The sequence below is a fragment of the Cohnella candidum genome (assembly GCF_003713065.1).
Taxonomy (GTDB): Bacteria; Bacillota; Bacilli; order Paenibacillales; family Paenibacillaceae; genus Cohnella; species Cohnella candidum.
On the sequence record NZ_CP033433.1, the window covers coordinates 400,916 to 425,065 of the forward strand.

25 protein-coding genes are annotated in these 24,150 nt (G+C 59.4%); 15 read left to right on the top strand and 10 right to left on the bottom strand.

The genetic code is table 11. The features are described 5' to 3' along the window. Window positions 1-7: 7 nt before the first annotated feature. Window positions 8-724: an RNA polymerase sigma factor gene (locus EAV92_RS01905; RefSeq protein ID WP_164472603.1), complete on the bottom strand. Its 717-nt coding sequence runs from the start codon at window positions 722-724 to the stop codon at window positions 8-10. A gap of 210 nt (window positions 725-934) precedes the next feature. Here EAV92_RS01905 and clpP point away from each other — a divergent pair, with 210 nt between their 5' ends. Next, on the top strand, window positions 935-1,516 hold the full coding sequence (clpP, locus tag EAV92_RS01910; protein ID WP_123043515.1) for an ATP-dependent Clp endopeptidase proteolytic subunit ClpP: 582 nt from the start codon (window positions 935-937) through the stop codon (window positions 1,514-1,516). A 56-nt stretch (window positions 1,517-1,572) separates the two neighbouring features. Here clpP and EAV92_RS01915 read toward each other — a convergent pair whose 3' ends face one another. Beyond that, window positions 1,573-2,592 (bottom strand): ketoacyl-ACP synthase III, encoded by a 1,020-nt coding sequence (locus tag EAV92_RS01915; protein WP_123039512.1) that lies wholly within the window; start codon window positions 2,590-2,592, stop codon window positions 1,573-1,575. 189 nt (window positions 2,593-2,781) lie between these two features. Between EAV92_RS01915 and EAV92_RS01920 the strand changes: the two genes are divergently transcribed. The 4 genes from EAV92_RS01920 (at window position 2,782) to EAV92_RS01935 (ending at window position 4,999) form a co-directional block, all read left to right on the top strand. Further along, entirely contained in the window at window positions 2,782-3,456 is a 675-nt protein-coding gene (locus EAV92_RS01920; protein ID WP_123039513.1) for a YhcN/YlaJ family sporulation lipoprotein, read from the top strand. Window positions 3,457-3,657: 201 nt separating this feature from the next. Next, window positions 3,658-3,882, top strand: coding sequence for a helix-turn-helix domain-containing protein (locus tag EAV92_RS01925; RefSeq protein ID WP_019422432.1), 225 nt, complete (start codon window positions 3,658-3,660; stop codon window positions 3,880-3,882). A gap of 143 nt (window positions 3,883-4,025) precedes the next feature. Further along, window positions 4,026-4,502 (top strand): hypothetical protein, encoded by a 477-nt coding sequence (locus EAV92_RS01930; protein ID WP_123039514.1) that lies wholly within the window; start codon window positions 4,026-4,028, stop codon window positions 4,500-4,502. Next, window positions 4,499-4,999 (top strand): hypothetical protein, encoded by a 501-nt coding sequence (locus tag EAV92_RS01935; protein ID WP_123039515.1) that lies wholly within the window; start codon window positions 4,499-4,501, stop codon window positions 4,997-4,999. The genes EAV92_RS01930 and EAV92_RS01935 overlap by 4 nt, the downstream gene beginning before the upstream one ends. On the opposite strand, the gene EAV92_RS01940 is transcribed toward EAV92_RS01935, so the two are convergent. Next, entirely contained in the window at window positions 4,987-5,877 is an 891-nt protein-coding gene (locus EAV92_RS01940) for an SDR family oxidoreductase (RefSeq protein ID WP_123039516.1), read from the bottom strand. The two genes, EAV92_RS01935 and EAV92_RS01940, sit on opposite strands and share 13 nt — an antisense overlap. A 121-nt stretch (window positions 5,878-5,998) precedes the next feature. Here EAV92_RS01940 and EAV92_RS01945 point away from each other — a divergent pair, with 121 nt between their 5' ends. The 3 genes from EAV92_RS01945 to EAV92_RS01960 all read left to right on the top strand — a co-directional run bounded on the left by EAV92_RS01945 (window position 5,999) and on the right by EAV92_RS01960 (window position 8,799). Beyond that, window positions 5,999-6,715, top strand: a complete 717-nt coding sequence (locus EAV92_RS01945) for an SDR family oxidoreductase (RefSeq protein ID WP_123039517.1) — start codon at window positions 5,999-6,001, stop codon at window positions 6,713-6,715. Window positions 6,716-6,859: 144 nt separating this feature from the next. After that, window positions 6,860-7,438 (top strand): hypothetical protein, encoded by a 579-nt coding sequence (locus EAV92_RS01955; RefSeq protein ID WP_164472604.1) that lies wholly within the window; start codon window positions 6,860-6,862, stop codon window positions 7,436-7,438. 17 nt (window positions 7,439-7,455) lie between these two features. Next, the gene (locus EAV92_RS01960) at window positions 7,456-8,799 is read left to right on the top strand and encodes a DRTGG domain-containing protein (protein ID WP_241158406.1); all 1,344 of its coding nucleotides are present in this window, start codon (window positions 7,456-7,458) and stop codon (window positions 8,797-8,799) included. Between the two features lie 3 nt (window positions 8,800-8,802). Here the strand turns inward: EAV92_RS01960 and EAV92_RS01965 are convergent, their stop codons facing one another. The 7 genes from EAV92_RS01965 to EAV92_RS01995 all read right to left on the bottom strand — a co-directional run bounded on the left by EAV92_RS01965 (window position 8,803) and on the right by EAV92_RS01995 (window position 14,769). After that, complete coding sequence (locus EAV92_RS01965) at window positions 8,803-9,096, bottom strand: YtpI family protein (RefSeq protein WP_420888798.1); 294 nt, start codon at window positions 9,094-9,096, stop codon at window positions 8,803-8,805. Window positions 9,097-9,207: 111 nt separating this feature from the next. Continuing rightward, window positions 9,208-11,190 carry an ABC transporter permease gene (locus EAV92_RS01970; protein ID WP_123039519.1) on the bottom strand — a complete coding sequence of 661 codons (1,983 nt, stop codon included), beginning with the start codon at window positions 11,188-11,190 and terminating at the stop codon, window positions 9,208-9,210. Beyond that, window positions 11,165-11,941, bottom strand: coding sequence for an ABC transporter ATP-binding protein (locus EAV92_RS01975; RefSeq protein ID WP_123039520.1), 777 nt, complete (start codon window positions 11,939-11,941; stop codon window positions 11,165-11,167). The genes EAV92_RS01970 and EAV92_RS01975 overlap by 26 nt, the downstream gene beginning before the upstream one ends. Window positions 11,942-12,057: 116 nt before the next feature. Beyond that, window positions 12,058-13,152, bottom strand: a complete 1,095-nt coding sequence (locus EAV92_RS01980) for a sensor histidine kinase (RefSeq protein WP_123039521.1) — start codon at window positions 13,150-13,152, stop codon at window positions 12,058-12,060. Next, window positions 13,149-13,877 carry a response regulator transcription factor gene (locus tag EAV92_RS01985; protein ID WP_123039522.1) on the bottom strand — a complete coding sequence of 243 codons (729 nt, stop codon included), beginning with the start codon at window positions 13,875-13,877 and terminating at the stop codon, window positions 13,149-13,151. The genes EAV92_RS01980 and EAV92_RS01985 overlap by 4 nt, the downstream gene beginning before the upstream one ends. 61 nt (window positions 13,878-13,938) lie before the next feature. Next, the gene (locus EAV92_RS01990) at window positions 13,939-14,436 is read right to left on the bottom strand and encodes a sporulation membrane protein YtrI (protein WP_123039523.1); all 498 of its coding nucleotides are present in this window, start codon (window positions 14,434-14,436) and stop codon (window positions 13,939-13,941) included. Between the two features lie 6 nt (window positions 14,437-14,442). Beyond that, a complete protein-coding gene (locus EAV92_RS01995) occupies window positions 14,443-14,769 on the bottom strand; it encodes a YtrH family sporulation protein (RefSeq protein WP_123039524.1) in 327 nt (108 codons plus the stop codon). 113 nt (window positions 14,770-14,882) lie between these two features. Here EAV92_RS01995 and EAV92_RS02000 point away from each other — a divergent pair, with 113 nt between their 5' ends. The 7 genes from EAV92_RS02000 to EAV92_RS02030 all read left to right on the top strand — a co-directional run bounded on the left by EAV92_RS02000 (window position 14,883) and on the right by EAV92_RS02030 (window position 24,081). Then, window positions 14,883-18,563 (top strand): DNA polymerase III subunit alpha, encoded by a 3,681-nt coding sequence (locus tag EAV92_RS02000; RefSeq protein WP_123039525.1) that lies wholly within the window; start codon window positions 14,883-14,885, stop codon window positions 18,561-18,563. A gap of 523 nt (window positions 18,564-19,086) precedes the next feature. After that, window positions 19,087-19,275 (top strand): glutamate decarboxylase, encoded by a 189-nt coding sequence (locus tag EAV92_RS02005; RefSeq protein WP_123039526.1) that lies wholly within the window; start codon window positions 19,087-19,089, stop codon window positions 19,273-19,275. A 97-nt stretch (window positions 19,276-19,372) separates the two neighbouring features. Beyond that, a complete protein-coding gene (gene accD / locus EAV92_RS02010; protein WP_123039527.1) occupies window positions 19,373-20,251 on the top strand; it encodes an acetyl-CoA carboxylase, carboxyltransferase subunit beta in 879 nt (292 codons plus the stop codon). Next, entirely contained in the window at window positions 20,244-21,221 is a 978-nt protein-coding gene (locus tag EAV92_RS02015; RefSeq protein ID WP_123039528.1) for an acetyl-CoA carboxylase carboxyltransferase subunit alpha, read from the top strand. The genes accD and EAV92_RS02015 overlap by 8 nt, the downstream gene beginning before the upstream one ends. A gap of 129 nt (window positions 21,222-21,350) precedes the next feature. Then, window positions 21,351-23,105, top strand: coding sequence for a pyruvate kinase (pyk, locus tag EAV92_RS02020; RefSeq protein WP_123039529.1), 1,755 nt, complete (start codon window positions 21,351-21,353; stop codon window positions 23,103-23,105). 78 nt (window positions 23,106-23,183) lie between these two features. Next, window positions 23,184-23,663 (top strand): acyl-CoA thioesterase, encoded by a 480-nt coding sequence (locus EAV92_RS02025; protein WP_123039530.1) that lies wholly within the window; start codon window positions 23,184-23,186, stop codon window positions 23,661-23,663. Window positions 23,664-23,676: 13 nt separating this feature from the next. Beyond that, window positions 23,677-24,081: an FxsA family protein gene (locus EAV92_RS02030; protein WP_123039531.1), complete on the top strand. Its 405-nt coding sequence runs from the start codon at window positions 23,677-23,679 to the stop codon at window positions 24,079-24,081. Window positions 24,082-24,150: the final 69 nt, after the last annotated feature.

Here is a 24,150-nt window from a genome sequence, read left to right on the forward strand (position 1 = left end):
GTTTGCGTTAAGCCGCCATCATGCCTGGCGCTTGGCGCGTTCCCGGCCGGCGCTCGCGGAGCAAACGTGCCTGCGCGATGCCGATGGCGGTGACCGGCGGCAGGACATCCATCTGCGCGAGTTGGGTGAGCCGCGCGATGTCCTCGCTTCTGTAAGCGGCAGCCAGTGCGCGAAGAAAGAGGGTAAGTCCCTCACGGTCCGGCCGGCTTGCCTCCGACGGTTCTCTCATTTCTTCTCTCACGGCATGAAGCGATTGCCTTGCCCGGTGCAGCGCCGTTTTGACCGCGCCTTCGGTCGTATGGAGACGGGCGGCCGCTTCCGCGTTGGAATAACCGAATACGTCGCGCAGCAGGAACACGGATCGCTGAAGAGGCGAAAGGTGTTTGACCAGCGCGCCGAAGATCGCTTCCAGCTCGAACAAACCGGCATCCTGGGGAGCCTCTTGCGGTCGCTCCAGCAGCTGCAAGCGATTCCCGGTGCGGATTCTCCGGGACCGGTCGATCCATGCGTTTTTCGCGATCCGAAGCAGTAGAGCTTCCGGATTGGGGTGGCCGGGAATCCGGAGCGAACCCAGCGCCTTCAACCAGGCGTCCTGCGCCAAATCTTCGGCTTCCGGGCGAGAGCCCGTCAGCGACAGGCAATATCGGGTCAGCGTCGCCTGAAGTTCGGAGACGATGTCATGCCCCGGAGAGGGGGACGCGTCAGTCGCAACAATTTCTTTCATGGGAGCACGTTCCTTTCCCGCAGGTTTTGACGGCGAAGCCGCCTTCGCTATATCCGTAAACGAATGAAGACGCTCATTCGATACGCATGCCGGAAAAAAAACGCAGATTCCGTTTTGTTCCATTATACCGTGAAGCTCCGGTATCTTTCGACCTTCAGCGTTCGTTTACGAAGGGAAAGCGAACAAATCACGGAAAACGGAGGGTTCAACATGAGCGTAATTCCCTATGTGGTGGAGCAGACGAGCCGGGGGGAACGGTCCTACGACATTTACTCCCGGCTGCTCAAAGACCGGATCATCTTCGTCGGGGCGGCGATCGACGACCAATTGGCAAACTCCGTCGTGGCGCAATTGCTCTTCCTGGCCGCGGAAGACCCGGACAAGGAAATCCATATGTACATCAACAGTCCGGGCGGCGTGACGACGTCCGGGTTCGCGATTTTCGACACGATGCAGTTCATCAAACCGCCGGTGCATACGATCTGTACGGGGATGGCGGCTTCGTTCGCGTCCTTGCTTCTTGTGTCCGGCGAGAAGGGCAAACGCTTCGCGCTCCCGAACAGCGAAATCATGATCCATCAGCCGAGCGGAGGAGCCCAGGGACAAGCGAGCGACATCGAGATCAGCGCAAGGCGGATCCTGCAGCTGCGCGAGAAGATCAACCGGATTTACGCGGACCGGACCGGCCAGCCCCTGGAGAAGATAGAACGCGACATGGACAGGGATTACTTCATGTCGGCCGAGGAAGCGCTGGAATACGGGATCATCGACCAAATCGTCCAAAAGCTCTGATAAAAACGAATCGGGCCTTCCCAGTGCGGGGGCCCGATTTTTATATGCCATGGTGTTTATTTACCGTTTCCGGCAGTCCAGCGCAGGACGACGCCCGACTGCGTCAAGCCGGAGCCGAATCCGAACAGGGCGACGAGTTGACCGGGAAGCAGCTTTCCGTCCCGTACGCCGGCATCGAGCGCGAGGGGAATCGAGGCGGCCGAGGTGTTCCCGTTGTCGATGACGCTTTGGAGGGCTTTCTCGGTCGGCAGCTGCAGGCGTTCGCAGATCGCTTCGATCATCCTCAGGTTTGCGCTGTGAGGGACGAACCAGTCCAGATCGCCCACTTGGTAACCGGCTCCCTCCGTCATGCGGACGACGGCGTCCGGGATCGTGGAGAGCGCCCATTTGTAAACTTCCCGTCCGTTCTGCACCAGCTTGCCTTCGCCGGGGAGGACCTGGCCTTCCCAGAGCTTCGACAGGCCGGTGATGTACACCTGGTTGCCTCCCGCGCCTTCGGTAGCGGCGTAGCTGGAGAGGAACGTTCCTTCCGGAACGGCCTCCACCAGGACGGCGCCTGCCCCGTCACCGAATAGAATGCACGTCGTGCGGTCCGTATAGTCGGTGATTTTCGTAAGCGTCTCGGCTCCGATAACGAGGATTTTGCGGTAAGCGCCGGAGAGAATGAGGCCGTTGGCCATCTGCAAACCCGTCACGAATCCTGCGCAGGCGGCATTGATGTCCACCGCCAACGCGCCGGTCATGCCGAACGCCTTCTGGACTTGTGAAGCGACGGAAGGGAAGGGCATATCCGGCGTCGTTGTAGCCACAATGACGCCGTCCACGTCGCCGGCATCGACGGAGTAGCGTTCGATCAGGTTCCGGACCGCTTTCACGGCCAGGTGACTCGTAAATTCGTCTTCGGCGGCCTTGTGTCTCGTCACGATGCCGGTCCGCCTCACGATCCATTCATGGTCGGTCTCGACCATGCGTTCCAGATCGGCGTTCGTGATCAACCCTTCGGGGACATGGCTACCGATCGCGGTGATGGCGGCACGGGACAGCAAACCGGAAGAAGAAGCGGCAGACGCGTTCATCGGAATTCCTCGCTTTCGCTTAATGAATAAGGCAAAACCGTTATTTGTAACTTGGTATTAGTACCAGGTGTTATATTCACCCTCATGATACTACAACAATACCCAAACCGCAAGCCGAATAGCCGCCGAGTCCGCGGCAGACCCTAAGCATTGGCGGAGACCGCCGATCTCAGCGCAAGGGGGTATTCGATGCGTAAGGGCATCTTGGCTTCTTCCGTTTTATTATCCGCTGCGATTGCCGTATCGGGTTGTAATACGGGAGATGTGGGCCAGAAAAACATTCGTCCCTATTATGCCAACGATTACGTGAAAAACGGGCTTCCGATTAACGGCACGCACTCCTTCGGCGCGCCGACGTACCGCACGCGATTTGCCAACGACCAAGCCAATGAGCAGAATCGCTGGATGGGCCGCAACGGCCTGAACAACTTCGTGGTTGGAGCGCACGACAACTACCACCTTCGGACGAACGACCGGATCGAAAATGAGCTCTCCGCCATGCCGGGAGTGGGGGCGGCACGCGTCATGCTGACGGACCATAACGCCTACGTGGGCATCACCCCGAATCGCTCGGGGCAGATGAACGCGGCAGCGGCGGACGTCGAGGGGAAGCTGAAAGATAAAATCGCGGACCGGGTCAAAGCGATGTCTCCGCTCATTCAGAACGTGTACGTGACGTCGAACCCCGAATTCGTCGACCGCTTAACGCATTACAGCGAAGCCGCCGCGGCCGGCCATCCGGTGCAGGACTATTTGGCCGAGTTTAACGCGCTCGTGTCGAGGATTTTCCCGGCTCATTCCACTTCCGGAACGAACGGAAGGTCCGCAACCTCCGGAACTTTCGGAACGTCCGGTACCCGCTGACCGCGGCATCGTCGGGCTCAACCCAATGGACGAACTCCGCGCGGCCCCGATTCGGGGCTTTTTTTCGTATTTTTTCCTTTTCTTGTTCGCCCATTTCTGCCCCCCTACCGCACCACTCCAAAACCCCTTTCATAAGATAAAGTTGACTGTATCCCTATCCCTTGTATTGATTCCAGCCCGGGCAAGGAGGGGTGACACACGTTGAAAGGCAGCGACCACAAGAGCAAATTCCTTCTCACGAATCGGGAACGCGAAGTGTTCGAACTGCTTGTGCAGGACAAAACGACTCGCGACATTGCCCAGCAATTGTTCATCAGCGAGAAAACGGTCCGAAATCACATTTCGAACGTCATGCAGAAGCTGAACGTCAAAGGTCGTTCTCAAGCGGTTGTCGAGTTGATCAAGCTTGGCGAGTTGAAGATCTAAGCCCATGTTTGTCGATGAGAATCGACTCAGGCCTTCTTTTTCGTTACCTTCCCGGGGGAACGAAAGGAAGGTTTTTTGAGTTGGATAGGGACGCCGCAATCGGCCGATAATGAGGAAAACGATGGAATCGGGAGTATGCGTAAATGACGTTCGCCGTTTACCTCATCGCCAATGCTGCCGCCGCCCTGTATGTTCTCGCGATCCGGAAGAGGCGCATCCAATCACTGGAAGTATTGGCTTATTGGCTTCTGTCTATCATACTTGTCCAAAATTACTCCGCGATTTTCTACATGAATACCCGCTTCACGGACATTCCCGATATTTTGAGCTTCGAGGGTGCGGATCTCGTCAACCGGCTCGTGCTGTATCCGCTTGCGATCGTATTGATTCTGGACCTCTGCACGGCATGCCGCACGATGACGGGAAAGGCGGGGACCGTGCTCGCCGGGGTATGCGTGTTGACGGGATTGGAATGGATCGACGATCGGACGGGCATCCACGTGCATAGGAGCTGGGCATTCTGGTGGTCGCCCGCCATATGGCTGCTGATCCTGCTCGTTGCCCTGGGTTTCATGGCTTATTTCCGCAGAAAGCTCCTTGGAGGGATAAGACGGGCATGAATTTCACGATGAGCGGAAACGAGTGGTTCATCCTGGGCGGTGCCGTGCTTTCCGTATGCTTGTTCCTATGCGTCAGGAAACATTTCCACCCCGCCGTGATCCTCCTCTTATGGCTGTTCGTCACGGCCCTCGTCGAAACCTTCGATTACGCGCTGGCTGCCACTCCGTTCCGGATGTATTATTGCGGCGATAACCAGTCTTACGAGATTTCCGGAGCAGTGCTCGCCATATTCGTGTATCCGGCGTATGCTTACCTGTTCCTCTATATTTACGACAAATGGAAACTGCGGGGCGGGAAGCTTCTGCTTTATATCTTGGCATGGATCGTGTTATCCCTTGCGATAGAGTGGCTGTTCGATCGGTTCGGCGTCTTTCACTACACGGGCTGGAAGCTGGCTTATTCGGCGTTGGTATACGTGTTTTGCGATTTCGTCCTTCTATGGATTTACCGTTTTATCCTCCGGCATTTACCGCCGAACGTGCCTCAGAGACCGTAAAATTCCCCGCCGTTCACGTGCAGGGTTTGTCCTACCGTATAGCTGGAATCCGCGGACGCCAAATACAAATACGCGGGAGCGATCTCCACGGGCTGCGCCGTTCGCTTGATCGGCGTATCGTAGCCGTACGACATATAAAGCTCCGGCGGAATCGCCGAGGGGATGAGCGGGGTCCAGGTTCTGCCCGGCGCGACGGCGTTTACCCGGATTCCCCGGCGGATCAGCGAGGTTGCCAGCGCGCGCGTAAAGGCGTCGACCGCGCCTTTGCTGGCCGTGTAGTCGATGGCGCCGTCGAATCCCGTATCCGACGCCACCGAGCTCGTATTGATGATGGCGCTTCCGGGTTGCATGAAAGGGGATACGGCCTTAGCGAAATAAAAGGAGGCGAAAACGTTCGTCCGAAACGTGCGTTCCAGCTGTTCGGAAGTGATGTCGCCGATACCATTCCGATAATGCAGCTCCCCCGCGGTATTCACCAGGATATCGATGCGGCCATAAGCGGCAGCCGTTTGCTGCACCGCATGCCGGCAGAACGGCTCGTATCCGATGTCTCCCGCGATCGTCATACATCTTCGGCCCCACTGTACGACCCGGTTCTGCGTCTCCAGCGCATCTCCGTGCTCGTTCAAATAGACGATCGCGAGGTCCGCGCCTTCCTTGGCGAACAGATAGGCGACCGCCCGTCCGATCCCGCTGTCCCCGCCGGTGATCAAGGCGACTTTTCCGTGCAGCTTACCGCTCCCGGGCGCTGAGGGATTTTCCGAAACGGGTCTCGGGACCATGATGGATTCGATGCCGGGCTGTCCGGGCTGGTATTGGGGCGGGAACTCGACCGGAACATTCGCGCATTTCGTGAAATAGCCGTAATTCGGGAGCATCCGAGTTCCTCCCCGTTCATCGCTCACTCTGATCTTATTCGCGGACCCGGTTTCGAATGATTGCCCAAGGCGGTAGAATGGAGGGAAAGGAAGAGTGAGCGTAACCTAGGAGGAATCCGAAATGAAATCGGCTTTCGTGTCGGGAGCGGACAGGGGACTCGGTCTCGCGTTTGTCCGCCTGCTGTTGAGGCAAGGATTCCGGGTGTTCGCCGGACACTATCAAGCGGATCCGGGGGAGCTCGGTTCGCTTGCAGAGGAACATCCGCATGCCCTCTATCCGATCAGGCTCGACGTTTCGGACGGCATCGGCGTGAAAGAAGCGGCTGAACGGGTAAAAGGTACCGCTGCCTCTATCGATCTGCTGATCAACAACGGCGCCATTTTGGGCGATATCCGGAAAACCGTCTATGACGACCTGGACTACGACGAAATGCTCGGCGTCTATAACGTGAACGCGCTTGGACCTCTCCGCATGACGAACGCGCTGCTCGAAACGATCCTCCGTTCGGAGGACAAGCTGATCGTCAATATTTCCTCGGAAGCGGGAAGCATCGGCGACTGCTGGCGGAACAACTGGTTCGCCTACAGCATGTCGAAAGCCGCGCTGAACATGCAGACGGCGCTGCTCCACAACCAGTTCAAGGGAACGGGAGCGAGGGTGCTGTCCGTCCATCCCGGCTGGGTGCAGACGCACATGCAGGGCAAGCTCGATTCCGAAGCGACTTATACGCCGGATGAAGCGGCCGCTCATATTCTGGAAACCGTCTATCGTACCGATATCGCCCAGGGAGATCAAACGGTGTTCGTCGATTTGCTCGGCCAACCTTTGCCTTGGTGATTTCTTCGGTCAGGTCATCCTGCTTGACGAAGCGGCCTCCGCGTTGGACAATGAATCGGAGTACGATGTGCAGCAGGCGATGAAGAGGCTGACGCAAGGACGCACGACCTTCATCGTCGAACTGACAGGAGAGGGGTCGTCCACATGTCTGCTCCCGGCTTCGAACCCAAGAAGGTGCTCGGGTTGATCAAGCATCCGAACAATAGCATGAAGTTGGAACCGAAGGACGATTGGCTCTACGGGTTCATCGCCTCCGCCATCGGAATCCTCGGGTTCGCGATCTGGTTCTGGGCGCTGCAGAACGGCTTCGTCCGTTCTTTGTCTTTTTTCGCGGATTTGGTCTATAGCGCGGCCATAGGCGGAGCGTCCGTCGGGAAGTCGCTGTGGGCGGGAATCGTCTCGATCATCGTCATCGTCGTCGTCTTGACGGCGGCGGGGAATCGGCTCGGGGAGAGCAAACGCGGCTGGATGGAAGCGTCGGCTTACCTGGGCGGAACGCAGGCTTGGTTCGGCGCCGCCTACCTGGTGAATGGGCTGATCGCCTTCGTTTTGTGGAAGTTCTCGCTGGTATTGATGATCGGCTTGCTGCTCCTGAACCTCTGCACGCTGTTGTTCGCCGCGGTGGAGCTGCATGAAGTAACGTCCGGCAGAAGATTTGTCTTTTTCGGCATCGTGATCGGCGTCTACGTGATCGCGATCGGCGTGTTGTACACGATGTTCTAGGGAACGGGGGAGCGGCAGTGTCGGGTAACGATCCGAAAGCGGGAGAAGCGACGAAGCACGAGCGGCTGCTTCACTATATTCGCGAGCTGCCCGTCGGCACGAAAATCTCGGTGCGCCAGATGGCCAAGGACCGCGGCGTTTCCGAAGGTACCGCGTACCGGGCGCTGAAAGAAGCCGAGCAGCTCGGCTTCATCAGCACCAAGGAGCGGATCGGCACCGTCCGGGTGGACAAGAAGCGCCGAGGCAACCCCGGGCAGCTGACGTTCGCCGAAGTGCTCGAGATCGTACAGGGCAGTCTGCTCGGCGGCGAAGAAGGGCTGGAGAAATCGCTCCATAAGTTCGTCATCGGCGCGATGGAGTTGGACGAAATGCGGGGCTATATCGACGCGGGAAGCCTGCTCATCGTCGGTAACCGGGAGAATGCGCACCGCATCGCGCTGGAGCACGGAGCGGGCGTGCTGGTTACCGGGGGATTCGGTACGAGCGAGGACGTGAAGGCGCTCGCGGACGACCGGCGGCTGCCGATCCTGACGTGCCGCCACGATACGTTCACCGTCGCTTCGATGATCAACCGGGCCATGTACGACCGGCTAATCAAACGCAAAATCATGATGATCGCCGATCTCGTCGAGCCTTCCACCAAAATCGGATCGCTGAAGCAATCCGCGACCGTGGCGGATTTCCTCAAGCTGAGCGCGGAAACGGGCGGCTCGCGGTTTCCGATCACGGACGAATGGAACCGGGTGGTGGGGATGATCACGTCCAAGGACGTCGCGGGCTCCGCGTCATCGCAGACGCTGGACAAGCTGATGACCCGCCGGCCCACGACGGTGACCATGGCGACGCCGGTCGCCTCCGCCGCTCACCGGTTCGTATCGGAAGGCTTGGAGCTGCTGCCCGTGACGGACCGCTATCGCAAGCTGATCGGCACGATCGGACGCGCGGAAGTGCTGAGGGCGATGCAGTTCGAGGGACGTCCGGCGCAGCTCGGGGAAACGTTCGATGCGCTGATGTGGAGCGGTCTGGCGGAAAGCCGGGACGAAGAGGGAAGGCTTTACTTTACCGGCACCGCCACGCCCCAGATGTCGGGGCCGCTCGGAACGGTGTCCGAAGGCGTGCTGGCGGCGCTCATGCAGCAGGCCGGGGCGCGGGCCGTGGAGGACTTGCGGAGAAGCGAGCACGTACTGGAGAACATGACGACTTACTTTCTCCGGACGGTGCCGATCGAGGCGGTCATCACGATCCAGCCGCTCGTCATCGAGGCGAGCCGGCGGTTCGTCAAGATGGAGATCCAGGTCTCTCACGACGGGGAGCTCATCGCCAAGGCGATGATGACCGCACAGACGATCGATCCGGGTTGAGGCTTACCCTTGCCGGCTGAAGTGCGAGTGGTTGCGCAGCCCCGCGAAAAGATTGAACAAGCCGACCAGGAAAAACAAAGCCCCGACGATGACGCGGACGGTCGATCCGCTGAACAGCGTCATTTGGATGAGCGCGATGAACAGGAGCATGAGCCCCATGCTGACGTTCATCCGGGCGGCGTACAGTCCGCGCAGGCGCCCGTTGGCGGAACGCCGGGAACGGACGCTGAAGAAAACGGACGACAAGGAAGTCAGGATAATGAGTGCGCCGAGCACCCATTGAATGGCGTTGATCAACGATGAACACTCCTTTTGCAATTCCGTCACGAAATGCTGACCCTGATTGTACCATAAACGGAAAACAAGCGCTCTCCCGCCTGGGAAGCGCTTGTTTGTATCCGAGGCCGTTTACGCGGCCGAAGCGGCGGGTTTCGTGCCGGCCATGATGCTTTTCATGTAAGTCAAACAGCTGATCGCGAAATACGCGGCCTGCATCGCGACGTACACGATAAAGACGATGGAAGAGTAGGCGAAGACGGAATCGCCGAGGATGTTGCTTAACGCGTACATCGCGAACAGCGCGTGGACGATTCCGACGACGCAGGGCACGAAGAACACGATGCCGACTTGCGTCACGACGATCCGTCGGATTTCCGAGGCGGTCATGCCGATCCTCACCAAGGAGCGGAATTGCGCGGAATCCTCCTGCAGCTCCGTGAACATTTTGAAATACAACATGCTCCCCGATGCCACGAAGAAAAGAAGGGTGATGAACATCCCGATGAAGAACGTCAAGGCCATGCTTCTCTTGGTATCGAGATAGTAGGAGACACGCTTCGTCTGCGCCTGCCGATCGGCGGCGGGCGACATGGCCTTGCGGATTTTGTCCGCCGTGGCGAGACTGCTTTCGTTTTCCCAGTTCTTCCACTCGAAGCCGTAAGCCGTAAGCATCCGCGATGGAGGCGAAGCCGCCGATAGACTCGCATAATCCGCATCGTCGAGGACGATCATGTAAGTCGCGGTGCCGACGGGGCTGACGATTGCGCCGGCCGTCGTTTCGCTGACTTCGAACCGTTCCGTTCTGCCGTTCAGCAGCGCGTCCAAATTCCATCCTTCATAACGGGCACGGCCCTGCATCTCCCGATAAGGCAGCACGACGACGGCTTTTCCGGCAGCCACTGCTAACGACGATTTCCCTTGCTTCGCCGCCTCGGCGTTGTAACCGGTCTCCGGCACGAGCATCACGCCGTCATCGCCGCCCAGCGGGCTCGGATCGGACGTTTCCCCTTGGATCAGCGTGACTTTGTCGGCCGCCAGGCCGGCTAATCGCTGCTCCCACGCAAGCTCCCGGCCGTCTTCGCGCAAAATCCTTCTTATGTCCTCCGGATCGGCGACCTCATGGCCGACGTTGCCTCTCTCGTAGTAACCGATGGTGTTCGGCATATGCTCGAGCAATTGATCCCGCTGCACCTTCTGGAAAACGTAAACCGTCCCCGAAGCCGTCAGCATCACCGCGCTCAGGATCGATACGGTAAAGAGGACCCGCGCATTGTCCTTGATTCTGAAAGCCATTTGCGAAACCGTGAGCAAATTCGTCCGGCGATAATATACCGGCTTGCGCCGCTGCAGGAAACGGATGGCCGCGATGCTGCCCTGGGTGAACAGAAAATAGGTCCCGATCACGGTCAAACCGACGACCGGCAGCATGAGAATCAGAAACGTAAGCGACGACATCGATACCGCCAGCCCGTAGCCGGCGCCGAGGCAAACGACGCAAACCGCGGTCAGCCATTTGGAATACTTCGGCTCGATTTTCGGCTTGCTCGCTTCCTTGAGAAGGTCCACGATTTCGGAACGGCCCGTTTTCCTTAGCGTGAGCAGCGTGATGGCGACGAAAAGCACGAAGAATCCGCCGCCGGTCAAGATGACCGCTTTCCAAGGAACGGCGAATCCGATCACCGTGCCGGAGTTCAGCAGGGCGGTCAACGCCATGAAGAAAAGCTTGCTGAACAGCATGCCGAGCCCGATGCCGAAGACGATCGAGATCAGCGCGAGGAATACTCCCTCGTACAGCACCATTTTGCGGATCTGTCCCTTCGTCATGCCGAACAGGGAGAACAGGCCGAACTCTTTTTTGCGCGTCTTCATGAACGCGGAGCTGGAGTAGAGCACGAAGAAAAAAGAGAAAATCACGATCAGGATTTCGCAAATGAGCATGCCTTGCCGGACTTGCCCCGCCGCTGCGATTTCCCCGCTCACGACGCCGGGGTGGTACAGGAATGCTGCGTACAAATAGAAGATCATGACCGAGAAGATGCTGCTGAGCAGGAAGGCGGCGTAAGCGCGAAGGTTGCCCCGGACGTTGCTAAGCGCGAGCGAACGGAACGTCATCGAAATTCCCTCCCAGCACGCTCAGCGCATCCAGTATGAGTTGGAAGAACGCTTGGCGGTTCGAGCCCCGACGCATCTCCGAGAACATCCGGCCGTCTTTGATGAAAATCACCCGTTTGCAGTAGCTGGCCGAAAACGGGTCGTGGGTCACCATCAGCACCGTCGCGCCGAGTCGTTCATTCAAATCCTGCAAAGCTTCCATAACGTCCTTCGCCGATTTGGAATCGAGATTGCCCGTCAGTTCGTCCGCGAGCAGCAGAGCGGGTTCATGGATGACCGCCCTCGCGATGGCCGCCCGCTGTTTCTGTCCCCCGGACACTTCGTACACCCGTTTCCCTAAGATGCCGGCAATGCCGAGCCATTCTGCGATCGGACGCAGCTTGCTTTCGATTTCCTTGGGCGGCGTCCCGTCGAGTACGAGCGGCAAAATGATGTTTTCCTGTATGGACAACGTATCCAGCAGGTTGAAGTCCTGGAAGACGAAGCCGAGCCGTTTTCTGCGGAACAGCGCGATCTCCCGATCGCCCAAAGCCGCCGGGTTCGTGCCGCCGATCTCGATCGTGCCGGACGTCGGCTTGTCGATCGTCGCCAGCAGGTTGAGCAGCGTCGTTTTGCCGCTCCCCGACGGACCCATGATGCCGACGAATTCTCCCGGCTCGACCGCAAGGTCGATGTTTTCCAGCGCTCTGTACGTGACGTTTCCTTTGGAACCGTAAGTTTTGCACAATCCTTCCGTGCGAAGGATAGCCATATTCCTTTACCTCCCAAGCCTGTCGGTTGTTCTTGATAGTCCAAGTATATCGGTCCGCAGGGAGGTGTTCCCATCGATTTTCCTTACAAAAAGGGGCCGGCCGCCTTACATTTTCGTCACATTCGGTGGATGCCCCCGGGGCGGAACGTCACCTTCATCTCCGTCCCTAGACCCAAAGTCGACTCAGCGTACAAGCCGTGGCCAAGGTTCGCGCATACCCGTTTGGCCAAATACAGGCCCATGCCGGTCGATTCTTCCGTTGAACGGCCGTTTTCCCCCGTGAAGAAGGGATCGAAGATCCGCGGAAGATCCTGCGGCGGAATGCCGATGCCTTCGTCCCGGACCGTGAGCGTGCAGCCTCCGCCGGAAGCCGCTTCGATCGCCACGAGCAGTTTTTTGCTGCCGGGCTTCGTCTTGGAGTATTTGATGGCGTTGGCGACGAGCTGGTGGAGCACGAAGCTCATCCATTTCGGGTCGGTTTCCGCCGTCGAGTCGCCTACTACCTTCGGGAACACGGAGTGGTGGATGCAAAGCTTCTTGTAGTCGTGGAGGACGGCGGTCGCGAGTTCGCGAAGGGAAACCTGCCGGACGTTCAGGTCGACCTCGAACCGGTCCAGCCTCGCCGTATGGAGCATCATGTCCAAACCGCGGCGCATCCGTTCGGTTTCCTCCGCGATGCTGCGGTCCCGGCCGTCCGGCGGCGCGCCTTCGGGGCGCCCTTCCAGCGCCGACTCCTGCAGCAGCAGGTCGATGACCGCAAGCGGCGTTTTCATCTGGTGGACCCACTGCATCGTAAAATGGCGGCGGATCTCTTGCTCCCGCCGGGAACGTGCCAGTTCGCCCGCGTAAGCTTCATGCAGGCCGCCGAGCAGCCGGGCAACCGCTTGGTGTTCGCGGGTGGACGCGGAATGCAGAACCAGCGGCGCGTCCAGCTCATGGGACCGTACGGCCGCGGCATTCAGCTCCCGGTAAAAGGCCCGTTTGCGGAAGCCGTCGTAAGCCAGCCACGCTCCGAGCGTGAACACCGCAAGAATGGCTAGGTAGAGGAGGCTGCCCGAACTGACGTCGGTGCCCGATTGGTGAACGTCTAATAGGATGACGGCGGCTACGAACGTGATGCCGACGAGGAACGCCGCGACAAAAGGCAGCCTGTCCAACGCAAAATCGCGCCAGCCGTAAGCGGGCTGGCGCCGAGAGAGTTCCCGATTCATGATTGGCGTCCTCCGTTCCGCCCGAGTTCCGCAGCCTTCAGGCGGTAGCCTTGTCCCCGCACCGTGTCCACGGCGCCCGGCAGGCCGAGCTCGTCCAGCTTTTTGCGCAGGCGCGTCACGTTCACGGTCAGCGTATTGTCGTCTACGAACTCGGCATCGTCCCAGAGGGCTTCAAGCAGCTCCTCACGCGACACAACCCGCTCCGATGCGCGGATCAGCGCGGCCGCGAGTAAGCGCTCGTTCTGCGTGAGCGGCACCCGTCGGCCGCTCCACTCCAATTCGCTGCGCTGGCCGTACAGGGTCAGGCCGTTTGCGGTCAACGCATCTTGTGCGTCCGCCCCCGCCGGGGAAGCGGCATATTCGCCGTAAGCCCGCCTAAGCGCCGCGCGGATTTTGGCCATCAGCAGGTCCATGTGGATCGGTTTCGTGACGTAATCGTCCCCGCCGTTTTCGATCGCCATCACCTGGTCCATCTCTCCCGAGCGGGCCGACAGAAAAAGGATCGGCGCGTTCGAGCGCAGCCGGATTTGCCGGCACCAATAAAAGCCGTCGAAATAAGGCAGGTGGATATCCATCAGCACCAGGTGGGGGCCGTATTCCGCAAATTCACCCGTGATATCCCGGAACCGACTCGCCACCTGCGCCTCAAAACCGTATTTTTCCATGCACGATCTCAGGATCGCGCCGATTTTGTCGTCGTCTTCCACGATCAGAATCCGGTACAAAGCCGTTTCCTCCCCGTCCGGTCTTGTTGCAACCTTACGGTATCAGTTTGTCACGAATCCTCTATGGCCGCAAATGAATCTTCGCTTCCACCCACACCTGCAGCACGCCGTCGGCCACGAGCATGGTCCTGATCCGGACCTCGTAGTCGTTTTCGCCGATGCCGGAATAAACTTTCTTTTCGAGCAGGCTCCTCGCGAATCGCGCATCTTTGCCGATGTCATAGATTCTCCGTCCTCGGAAGCCGGCAAGATCGTCTTTGACGCGTTTTTTCAACTCCTTCTCGGTCACGAGGTCGATGCTGTTTTTCCCCTCGGGTTCCTCGATGAACACCGTGATGCTCTGGATGACGCTGCCTTTTTCGGTATCGTTTTGGAGCCGTTTGAGGTCCTCTTTGTAACCGGCGATCTGTTCCTCGAGCTCGATTTTGCGCAGGAGCATCTGGTTCATTTCCTCATTGGCGAGCCCGCTCCAGACCGCGGCTCCCACGACCATGCCGCAAACGAAAAAAGCCCCCGCGGCCGAAATCCGCCGGAACCGCTCGAACGAAGGAACCCGCATGCCGCGTCACCTCCCGCTTCTGCACATCCACTGGATCAGTTCGGTGCCCATGTGGGCGCCGAGGAAAGCGAACAAAATGAAGGCGATCTGCCGAACGGCAATCGAAATATGACCTTCCATCACGTTGGATTCGATGACGCGAATCGGATCGATCGTGCCCCCGACGGCGGCGACGAGGGCCCATATTTTCAGGTTGGTGGCCACCTTCAGCATTTCGTCCTTCGGCGGCAGCCAGGCGAAAACCGCTCCCATGCCGGCCAGAAGCGCGCCCCCCATGACGACGCCGAACGCGATGAAGAAGCAGAAGACCGCTTTCGCATAGATTTCGCTCATGTCCATCCCTCCACTACCATATGTATGGGACAGGTTCCGCTTCAAATACCGAACATATGTGCTATAATGGGGATCAAAGCATGACTGGGCGAAAATGAAAGAGGGTTAATCGGATGTGCGGCTTCGTTCATCTTCACGTTCATAGCGAATACAGCCTGCTGGACGGCGCGGCCCGCATCCGGGACATGGTTTCCCGCGCGGCGGAGCTCGGCATGCCGGCGCTTGCGTTGACGGACCACGGCGTCATGTACGGGGCCGTGCCGTTCTATAAAGCCTGCAAGGAGCGCGGCATCAAGCCGATCATCGGGATGGAGGCCTACGTGGCTGCCGGGTCCCGGCACGAGAAGGCGTCGCGGAAGGAGCAGCCGATCTATCATTTGACGCTGCTGGCCAAGAACGAAGCGGGCTACCGCAACCTGATGCGGCTGTCTTCGATCGGGCATTTGGAAGGCTTCTATTACCGGCCGAGAATCGATTTCGAAGCGCTGACCGCGCATGCGGAAGGCTTGATTTGCTTAAGCGGCTGCCTTGCGGGGGAGCTGTCGCAGCACCTGCTGTCCGACCGTTATGACGCGGCCAAGTCGGTCGCGATGCGTTACCGGGAGTTGTTCGGGGAGGATTACTTCCTCGAAATCCAGGATCACGGGATGCTGGAGCAGAAAAAGGTGTCGGCCGGCATCCTGAAGCTGGCGGAGGAAACGGGCATTCCGCTCGTGGCCACGAACGATTCCCATTACCTGAACGAGGAGGATCACTCTCTTCAGGAGGTTCTGCTTTGCATCGGGACGGGCAAGACGCTTGAAGATCAGGACCGGTTCAAAATCGACACGACGCAGCTGTATTTGAAAAGCGGCGAGGACATGGCGGCGTTGTTCCGGCACGTGCCGGAGGCGGTGGCCAACTCGGCCGCGATCGCCGAACGCTGCAGCTTGGAGCTGGAATTCGGCCGGCACGTGCTGCCGCAGTTCGCGCCTTTGCCGGAAGGGATGGTCGCCGGGGCTTATTTGGCGGCGTTGTGCCGGGAAGGCTTGGAGGCGCGATACTCTGGGACGCCCGAGTGGGGAGACGCCGGTTTCCGCAAGGCTTCCGAGGACCGGCTGCTGTACGAGCTCGACGTCATCGGGCGGATGGGCTTCGAGGATTATTTCCTGATCGTCTGGGATTTCATTCGGTTCGCCCGCGAGAACGGCATCGCCACGGGACCCGGCCGGGGCTCCGCGGCGGGCAGCCTGGTGTCTTACGTGCTGCGGATAACCGACGTCGATCCGATCAAGCACAAGCTGCTGTTCGAGAGGTTCTTGAACCCCGAACGGGTGACGATGCCCGATATCGACATCGATTTCAGCGACATCCGCCGGGACGAGGTCATCCGTTACGTATCTGAACAATACGGGGACGACCGCGTGGCGCAAATCATCACCTTCGGAACGCTCGCCGCCCGCGCGGCAGTCCGGGACGTCGGCCGGGTCATGAACTTGCCTTACGGCGAAGTGGACAAGACCGCCAAGCTGATCCCCGGTATGCCCGGCATGTCCATTGACCGGGCGATGAAGGAAAGCCCGGAATTCCGGGCGCTCGCCGAAGGCGAAGGCACCGCCGCGGAGCTGATCGCGATGGCGCGCAGGGTGGAGGGGATGCCCCGCCACGCGTCCACGCACGCGGCGGGAGTCGTCATCGCCCCGACGCCGCTGACCGATTACGTGCCGCTTCAGGAAGGAACCGAGGGCGTTCCGCTGACGCAGTATTCGATGGAGCATCTCGAATCGGTCGGCCTTTTGAAAATGGACTTTCTCGGGCTCCGCAACCTGTCCATCATCGAACGGACGGTGGACTGGATCCGAGAGCAGACCGGCAAGGAAATTCGCTGGGAAGACATCCCCTACACCGATGAGGCCACGTTCGCGCTGCTCGGCAGAGGGGACACGACGGGTATCTTCCAATTGGAGGGCTCGGGCGTGCGGCGGGTTCTGAAGGAGCTGAAGCCGTCTTCGTTCGAGGACATCATCTCCGTACTAGCGCTGTACCGTCCGGGACCGATGGAATTCATTCCCCAATTCATCAAGGGCAAACACGGACAGATCGCGGTGGAATATCCGCATCCGTCTCTGGAGCCGATTTTGTCGGATACGTACGGCATCATCGTCTATCAGGAACAGATCATGCAGATCGCCTCGTCGATGGCGGGTTTCTCGCTGGGAGAAGCCGACTTGCTGCGACGGGCGGTGGGCAAGAAAAAGCGGGAGATCCTCGACGAAGAGAGGACCCATTTCGTCGCGGGCAGCTTGAAGCAAGGCTATACGGAAGAGGAAGCGAACGGGGTATACGATCTGATCGTTCGTTTCGCCGACTACGGCTTCTGCCGCGCGCACGCCGCAGCATATGCGGTGCTGTCTTTCCAGACGGCCTATTTGAAGGCGCATTATCCCGTTCCGTTCATGGCTTCCATGTTGACGTCCGTGATCGGAAACCAGCGGAAAACCGCGGAGTACGTCGACGAATGCCGCCATATGGGCATTCCGGTGCTGCCGCCCGACGTGAATGAGAGCGGCGTTTTGTTTACGCCCGTGTTAGGTGAGGGCTCGGAGGCTTCCTCGGGCGGAGCGATCCGTTTCGGCCTTGCCGCGGTGAAGAATGTCGGCACGCAGGCGATCGAATCGATCCTGGCGGAACGCAAGGAGAAGAAGTTCGAATCGCTGATCGACTTGTGCCGCCGCGTCGATCCCCGCGTCTGCAACAAGCGGGTCATCGAGTCGCTGCTTCTCGCCGGAGCGCTCGGGTCGCTGCCCGGACACCGCGCGCAGCAGCTTGCCGCGCTCGACGAGTCGGTGGAAGCGGCCGCGATGTGGCGCAAAGAGAAGGAAGAGCTGCAGATCGAGCTGTTCGATCTGGGTGAATCGCCGAACTGGATCGTCGACCTGCCGGAAGTGGCGCCGTTCGGCGCCGCCCAGACGCTGGAGTTCGAGCGGGAGCTGATGGGGCTTTACCTGTCGGGCCACCCGCTGGACGAGTACGACGACTTGTCGGAAGAGCTTCGGATGGACCGGCTGGTGGACTTGACGGAGGCGGCGGACGGCGCGTCCGCCGTGGTGGCGGGCATGATCGTTTCCTTGAAGCCTTTCGTCACGCGCAAGGGGCAGGCGATGGCGTTCCTGGAGATCGAGGACCGGATCATGACGGCGGAGCTCGTCGCGTTCCCGAGCGTCTGGAAGACGGCTTCGGCCTACGTGAAGAAGGGCTCGCTCGTGCTCGTCCGGGCAAAGGTGCAGCAGGGAGACGAGGATTACAAGCTGCTCGCGGACGACATCCTGCCGCTGGACGCGCAGGAATTGCGCGCGCAGGTCGGGCGCCTGCGCAGGCTGGCGGCTTCGGCGCCGGGCGACCGCGGTCCGCGGCGCGATTCCGCGGGCTCGAGGCCCGCGCAACCTGCGGCAGCGGGCGCCTCGGGCCCGGCGGTTCGGCCGGGAAGCCCGGGCGGTGCCGGGAGGCAAGCGGCGGCTCCTGCGGCGACCGCCGCAGTACCCTCGAGCGGCGGCTCTGCCGCCCCGGCGGGCAGGACCGCCGACAAGACGCAGCGGGCGTACATCCGCATCGACGAAGCCCACGAGCAAGCCGCGCTGCTGACGCGGCTTAAATCACTGCTCGCCGCGCACTCCGGCCCGCTGCAGACCGTGCTGCACTATGACCGCGGACATCGCACCGTTGCGCTGTCGGACGATCTTCGCATTAAGCCGTCGCAAGAACTGTTCAAGGCGATCGAAAGCCTGCTCGGAGACGGCTCCGTCCGCGTAAAGTAACACATAATTACAGTGAAAGGGTTGTCCGGCGGACAACCCTTTTTGGCGTGGGAAGGAAGACAGCGGATGGTGGGAGTGCGACGATTTAAGTAACGGAGATTTACTTAAGTGCGGCGGATGGTGGAGGGGCGGCGATATAAGTAATGGAGATTTACTTAAGTGCGGCGGATGGTGGAGGGGCGGCGATATAAGTAACGGAGAATTAATTAAGTGCAGCGGATGGTGGGAGTGCGACGATTTAAGTAACGGAGATTTACTTAAGTGCAGCGGACGGTGAGGGGTGGGACGGTTTAAGTAAACGACTATTACTTAACTGCGAAGCACGTCCCGATTACGGCGCGTGCACGCTGCCAAATTGCTTCGCCGCGGTGCCCGACCGGGATCTCCCGTGCCCCGCAAGCCGCGTCGCATAAGGGATCGGATGCTGTTTTGTTGCTAGCCTCAAGGTGGATGTGCTATGATTCGGATATTGCATTCTTTAAGTAATTTTAATCAAAGCCACAAAACAATGGGGGTTCGCTTCATGTGGACGGTCATTTACATTGCGCCGACCGCGAAGATCGCCGAACGGATTCAGAAGCGCCTGACCGAGCAAGGGTTTCTCGTGCGGGTTCGCCCCATCAACTTGACCAAACCGCAGTACGAAATATTGGTTCCTTCCGGCGAAGTGCGGGAAGTTCAGGAAGTGCTGGGAAGCATCCTGCACCCCTAATCAGCTTCAGTTCCCGCTATGACCGGCCTGCGGCTGAACCGGTGCCCGCTTCCCGACCGGACGGAACGCCATCTAGTTCGCCTTGTGAGGTGTCGCTGTGTTCAAGGATTTGTTTCAAAAGAAAAAGTATGCCGTCATCCCTTCCGAACGCGTTAACGCGGAACGTCCCAAGCGCGAAATTCCCGAAGGCCTCATGAACAAGTGTCCCAAATGCGGGACTATCCTGTTCAGCAAAGAGCTGGAGAAGAACCTGAAGGTCTGCTCGACCTGCGGTCACCATTTTCGACTGAACGCCTTGGAGCGCATCGCGATGACGCTCGACGAAGGGCGTCTTTTTGAGATTGATGGGGATTTGGTCTCGGAGGACCCGTTGTCGTTCCCGGGATACGCTTCCAAGCTGGAACAGCAGAAAGCGAGCTCCGGGTTGAACGACGCGATCGTCACCGGCGAAGGGGAAATCGGAGGCATCGGCGTCGTCATCGGCGTCATGAGCTTCGATTTCTTCAGCGGCAGCATGGGCTCGGTCGTGGGCGAGAAAGTGACCCGCGCGATCGAGAGAGCGACGGAGAAGAAGCTGCCGCTCATCATGTTCTCGACCTCCGGCGGCGCGAGGATGCAAGAGAGCATCCTGAGCCTGATGCAGATGGCCAAGACGAGCGCCGCGCTGGCCCGTTTCCAGGAGCAGGGCGGATTGTTCATTTCCGTGTTCACGGACCCGACGCTCGGCGGGGTTTCCGCCAGCTTCGCGAGCTTGGGCGACTACAATTTGGCCGAGCCCGGCGCCATCGTCGGTTTCGCCGGCCGCATCGTTATAGAACAAACGATTCGCCAGAAGCTGCCGGATAACTTCCAGACCGCGGAATTCAACCTCAAGCACGGTCAGCTGGACAAGGTCGTCCACCGCAAGGAAATGAAGGCGTTTTTAGCCAAGCTGCTCGACATGCATTATGGGAAAGGGGAACCGTCGGATGTCTAATGAACTCCCCTTCGAGAAACCGCTCGCCGAGCTTCGCAAGAAGATCGACGAGCTGAAGAAGTTCGGCTCGGAGCGAGAGATCGACTTCACGGACGAAATCGGACGTCTGGAAGTGCGCTACCAGGAGCTGGAACAGGAAATCTACGGCAACATGTCGGCGGCCCAGATCATGCATATGGCCCGTCACCATGCCCGTCCCACGACGCTGGATTACATTCCGCACATTTTCACCGATTTCATAGAGCTGCACGGTGACCGCGTGTTCGCGGACGACTTGGCGATCGTAGGCGGCTTGGCCAAGCTGAACGGCGTTCCGGTCACGGTCGTCGGCCATCAGCGCGGCAAGGACACGAAGGACAACATCCAGCGGTTTTTCGGCAGTCCGCACCCGGAAGGCTTCCGCAAGGCGCTGCGGTTCATGCAGCAGGCCAACAAGTTCGGACGGCCGATCATCACTTTCATCGACACGAAAGGCGCTTATCCCGGCGACACCGCCGAGGAGAGGGGCCAGTCGGAAGCGATCGCCCGCAACCTTCATGAAATGGCGATGTTCGGCGTTCCGATCATTTGCGTCGTCATCGGCGAAGGCGGAAGCGGCGGGGCGCTGGCGCTCGGCGTCGGCAACCGCGTTCTGATGCTCGAAAACGCGATCTACTCCGTCATTTCCCCGAACGGAGCCGCTTCGATTTTGTGGAAAGACGCTTCCAAGGCCGACCAAGCCGCCGAAGCGATGAAAATAACCGCGAAAGATTTGCTCGGATTCGGCGTCATCGAGGATATCATCCCCGAGCCGCACGGAGGGGCGCACCGCGATCTCGCCGCTCAATCCGAATCCATTAAGGAAGCCCTTTGGCGGCATATGCAAGAACTGAAAACCTTGTCGTCCGCGGAACTCATCGAGGATCGCTATGCCAAATTCCGCAAAATCGGCAAGTTTGCGTCCGCAGCGGCCCTATCCCAAGCGGAATAATTTCATGCAAGACCCCGAGACTGCCATGTCGAATTTCCCCGGTTGCCTTCTGTACATTTTCCGGGGAATGATGTATGGTAGTTTTCGGGTTTATGCCACGGATGGATAAAACGGAGGAAAAGAGAAACCATGCGCAAAACGAAAATCGTCTGTACCATCGGACCTTCCAGCGAGTCGCTCGAAAACACGAAAAAGCTGATTACGGCCGGGATGAACGTTGCCCGCCTGAACTTTTCGCACGGCGATTTCGAGGAGCACGGCAACCGGATCCGCACGATCCGCCAAGCTTGCCAAGAGTTGAACAAAACCGTCGCCATCCTGTTGGATACCAAAGGACCTGAAATCCGGCTGGGTAAACTCAAGGAAGAGCCGATCGAGCTCGTCCAAGGCGATTACATCACGCTGACGACCCAAGAAATCCTGGGCGACAAGGACCGCATTCCGGTCACTTACGCCGATTTGCCGTCCGATGTACATATCGGATCGACGATCCTGATCGACGACGGCCTCATCGGCCTGACGGTCGTGGACATCCAAGGCACGGAAATCAAGTGCCAGATCGTCAACAGCGGCCCGATCAAGAGCAAGAAAGGCGTTAACGTTCCCGGCGTCGCCATTTCCATGCCGGGCCTGACGGAGAAGGACATCAACGACATCAAATTCGGCATCGAGATCGGCATCGACTTCATCGCCGCTTCTTTCGTGCGCCGCGCCAGCGACGTTCTCGAAATCCGCGAGCTGCTCGAGCGCCACAATGCCCGCCATATCCAAATCATTTCCAAAATCGAAAACCAGCAGGGCGTGGATAACCTCGACGAAATCCTCGAAGTTTCCGACGGCCTGATGGTTGCCCGCGGCGACCTCGGAGTCGAAATCCCGGCCGAGGAAGTTCCGCTCGTTCAAAAAAGCATGATCGAGAAGTGCAACCGCGCCGGCAAACCGGTCATCACCGCCACGCAAATGCTCGATTCGATGCAGCGCAACCCGCGCCCGACGCGCGCCGAAGCTTCCGACGTCGCGAACGCGATCTTCGACGGCACCGACGCGATCATGCTGTCCGGCGAAACGGCCGCGGGCAAATACCCCGTGGAATCCGTGCTGACGATGTCCCGCATCGCCGAGCGCGCCGAGTCCGCCTTGCACTACCGCGAAATTTTCACGAAGCAAGCCAACGCGGCACAGACGTCCGTCACCGAAGCGATCAGCCAAGCGGTCGCCAACTCCGCGCTGGATCTGGACGCCAAAGCGATCGTGACGTCGACGGAGAGCGGCTATACGGCCCGCATGGTGTCCAAATACCGACCGAAAGCGCCGATCGTCGCCGTAACGCCGGATGCGCAAGTCAAACGCCGCCTGCAGCTGGTATGGGGCGTCATCCCGGTCAGCGGCAATCCGGCCACGACGACCGACGAAATGTTCGACATCGCCGTCGGCGGAGCCATGGAATCCGGACTCGTTCGCCTGGGCGACACGATCGTCATTACGGCCGGCGTGCCGGTAGGACGTTCGGGTACGACCAACCTGATCAAAATCCATAACGTCGGCGAATTGATCGCGCAAGGTCAAGGCATCGGCTCGCAAAGCGCGACGGGCAAAGTCGTCGTGGCGGCAACGCCGGAAGAAGCCGTCCGCAAGATGACGACCGGGGCAATCCTGGTTGCGCCGTCGACCGACAAAGAATACATGCCGGCGTTCGAGAAAGCGGCCGCCGTCATCACCGAATGCGGAGGAATTACCTGCCATGCGGCCGTCGTCGGCCTGAACCTGGGCATCCCGGTTATCGTCGGCGTGGACGAAGCCACGAAATCGCTCAAGGACGGCATGGAAGTGACCATCTACGCTGAAAAAGGCCTGATTTACTCCGGTCAAGCCAAAGTCCTGTAAACCGCATACGCGACGAACACGACGCAGAGGCGACGGCTTAAGCCGTCGCCTTTGCTTGTCAGGAAGGGGAAGCACCCGATGAAGACGTGGTATTTGCATACGCTGCGGGTAAGGTATCAGGAAACGGACCAAATGAAGGTCGTCTACCACGCCAATTATTTGAATTGGTTCGAGATCGGCCGCACGGAATGGGTCCGTCATGCCGGCATCAGCTATCGGGATTTGGAGAACCAGGGACTGCTGCTCCCGGTGACCCATATGGAGGCGTCGTTCCTGCAGCCGGCCCGCTATGACGACTGGGTCACGGTGTGCACCCAGATGGCCGAGATGTCGGCGCTTCGCGTACGGTTCCAGTCCCGCGTCGTTGCGGGCGACTTGGCTTCTGAACACGGGGCGGCTTGGCAAGGAGACGAGCCTCCTGGAGAAATTCTCGTGGCGGGGAGCACCCGTCACGTGTGGGTGAACGCCGCTTGGAAACCCGTAAGGCTCGACCGGGAAGCGCCGGACCTGTTCGCCAAAATGAAAGAGCTGGCCGCGCGGTCCGGGTCGGCCGATTAAGGAGGGCGCCGCCATGTTCAGATGGCTCGCGGCTTTGATCATCATCGTTCCCGCGGCGGAGCTTTGGGGCATTATCCAAATGGGCCGCTGGATCGGCGGCTGGCAGACGTTCGGCCTGCTGCTGCTCTCCGGCTTCGGCGGGGCTTGGCTCGCCCGAAACGAAGGCCGCAAAGTGTGGCGGGAAGCCCAACATCAGCTTCAATCCGGTCAAATGCCGGGCAAGGCCCTTCTTGACGGATTGTGCGTGCTCGCCGGGGGCTTGCTGCTGGTCATGCCCGGTTTTATCTCGGACATCGTGGGCGTTACGCTTTTATTCCCGTTGACCCGTCCCTTTTACCGATTGTTGCTCTACGCAGGGCTGGAGCGGCTGGTCCGAACCGGTTCCCTCTCGATTCGAGGCGGCCCGTTCCGCCGATAGCGCAAGTTCCCCATGATGGCCGTCACTTTCGGGTGGCGGCCATTTTACACGGCGTTAACGTCCGGCATA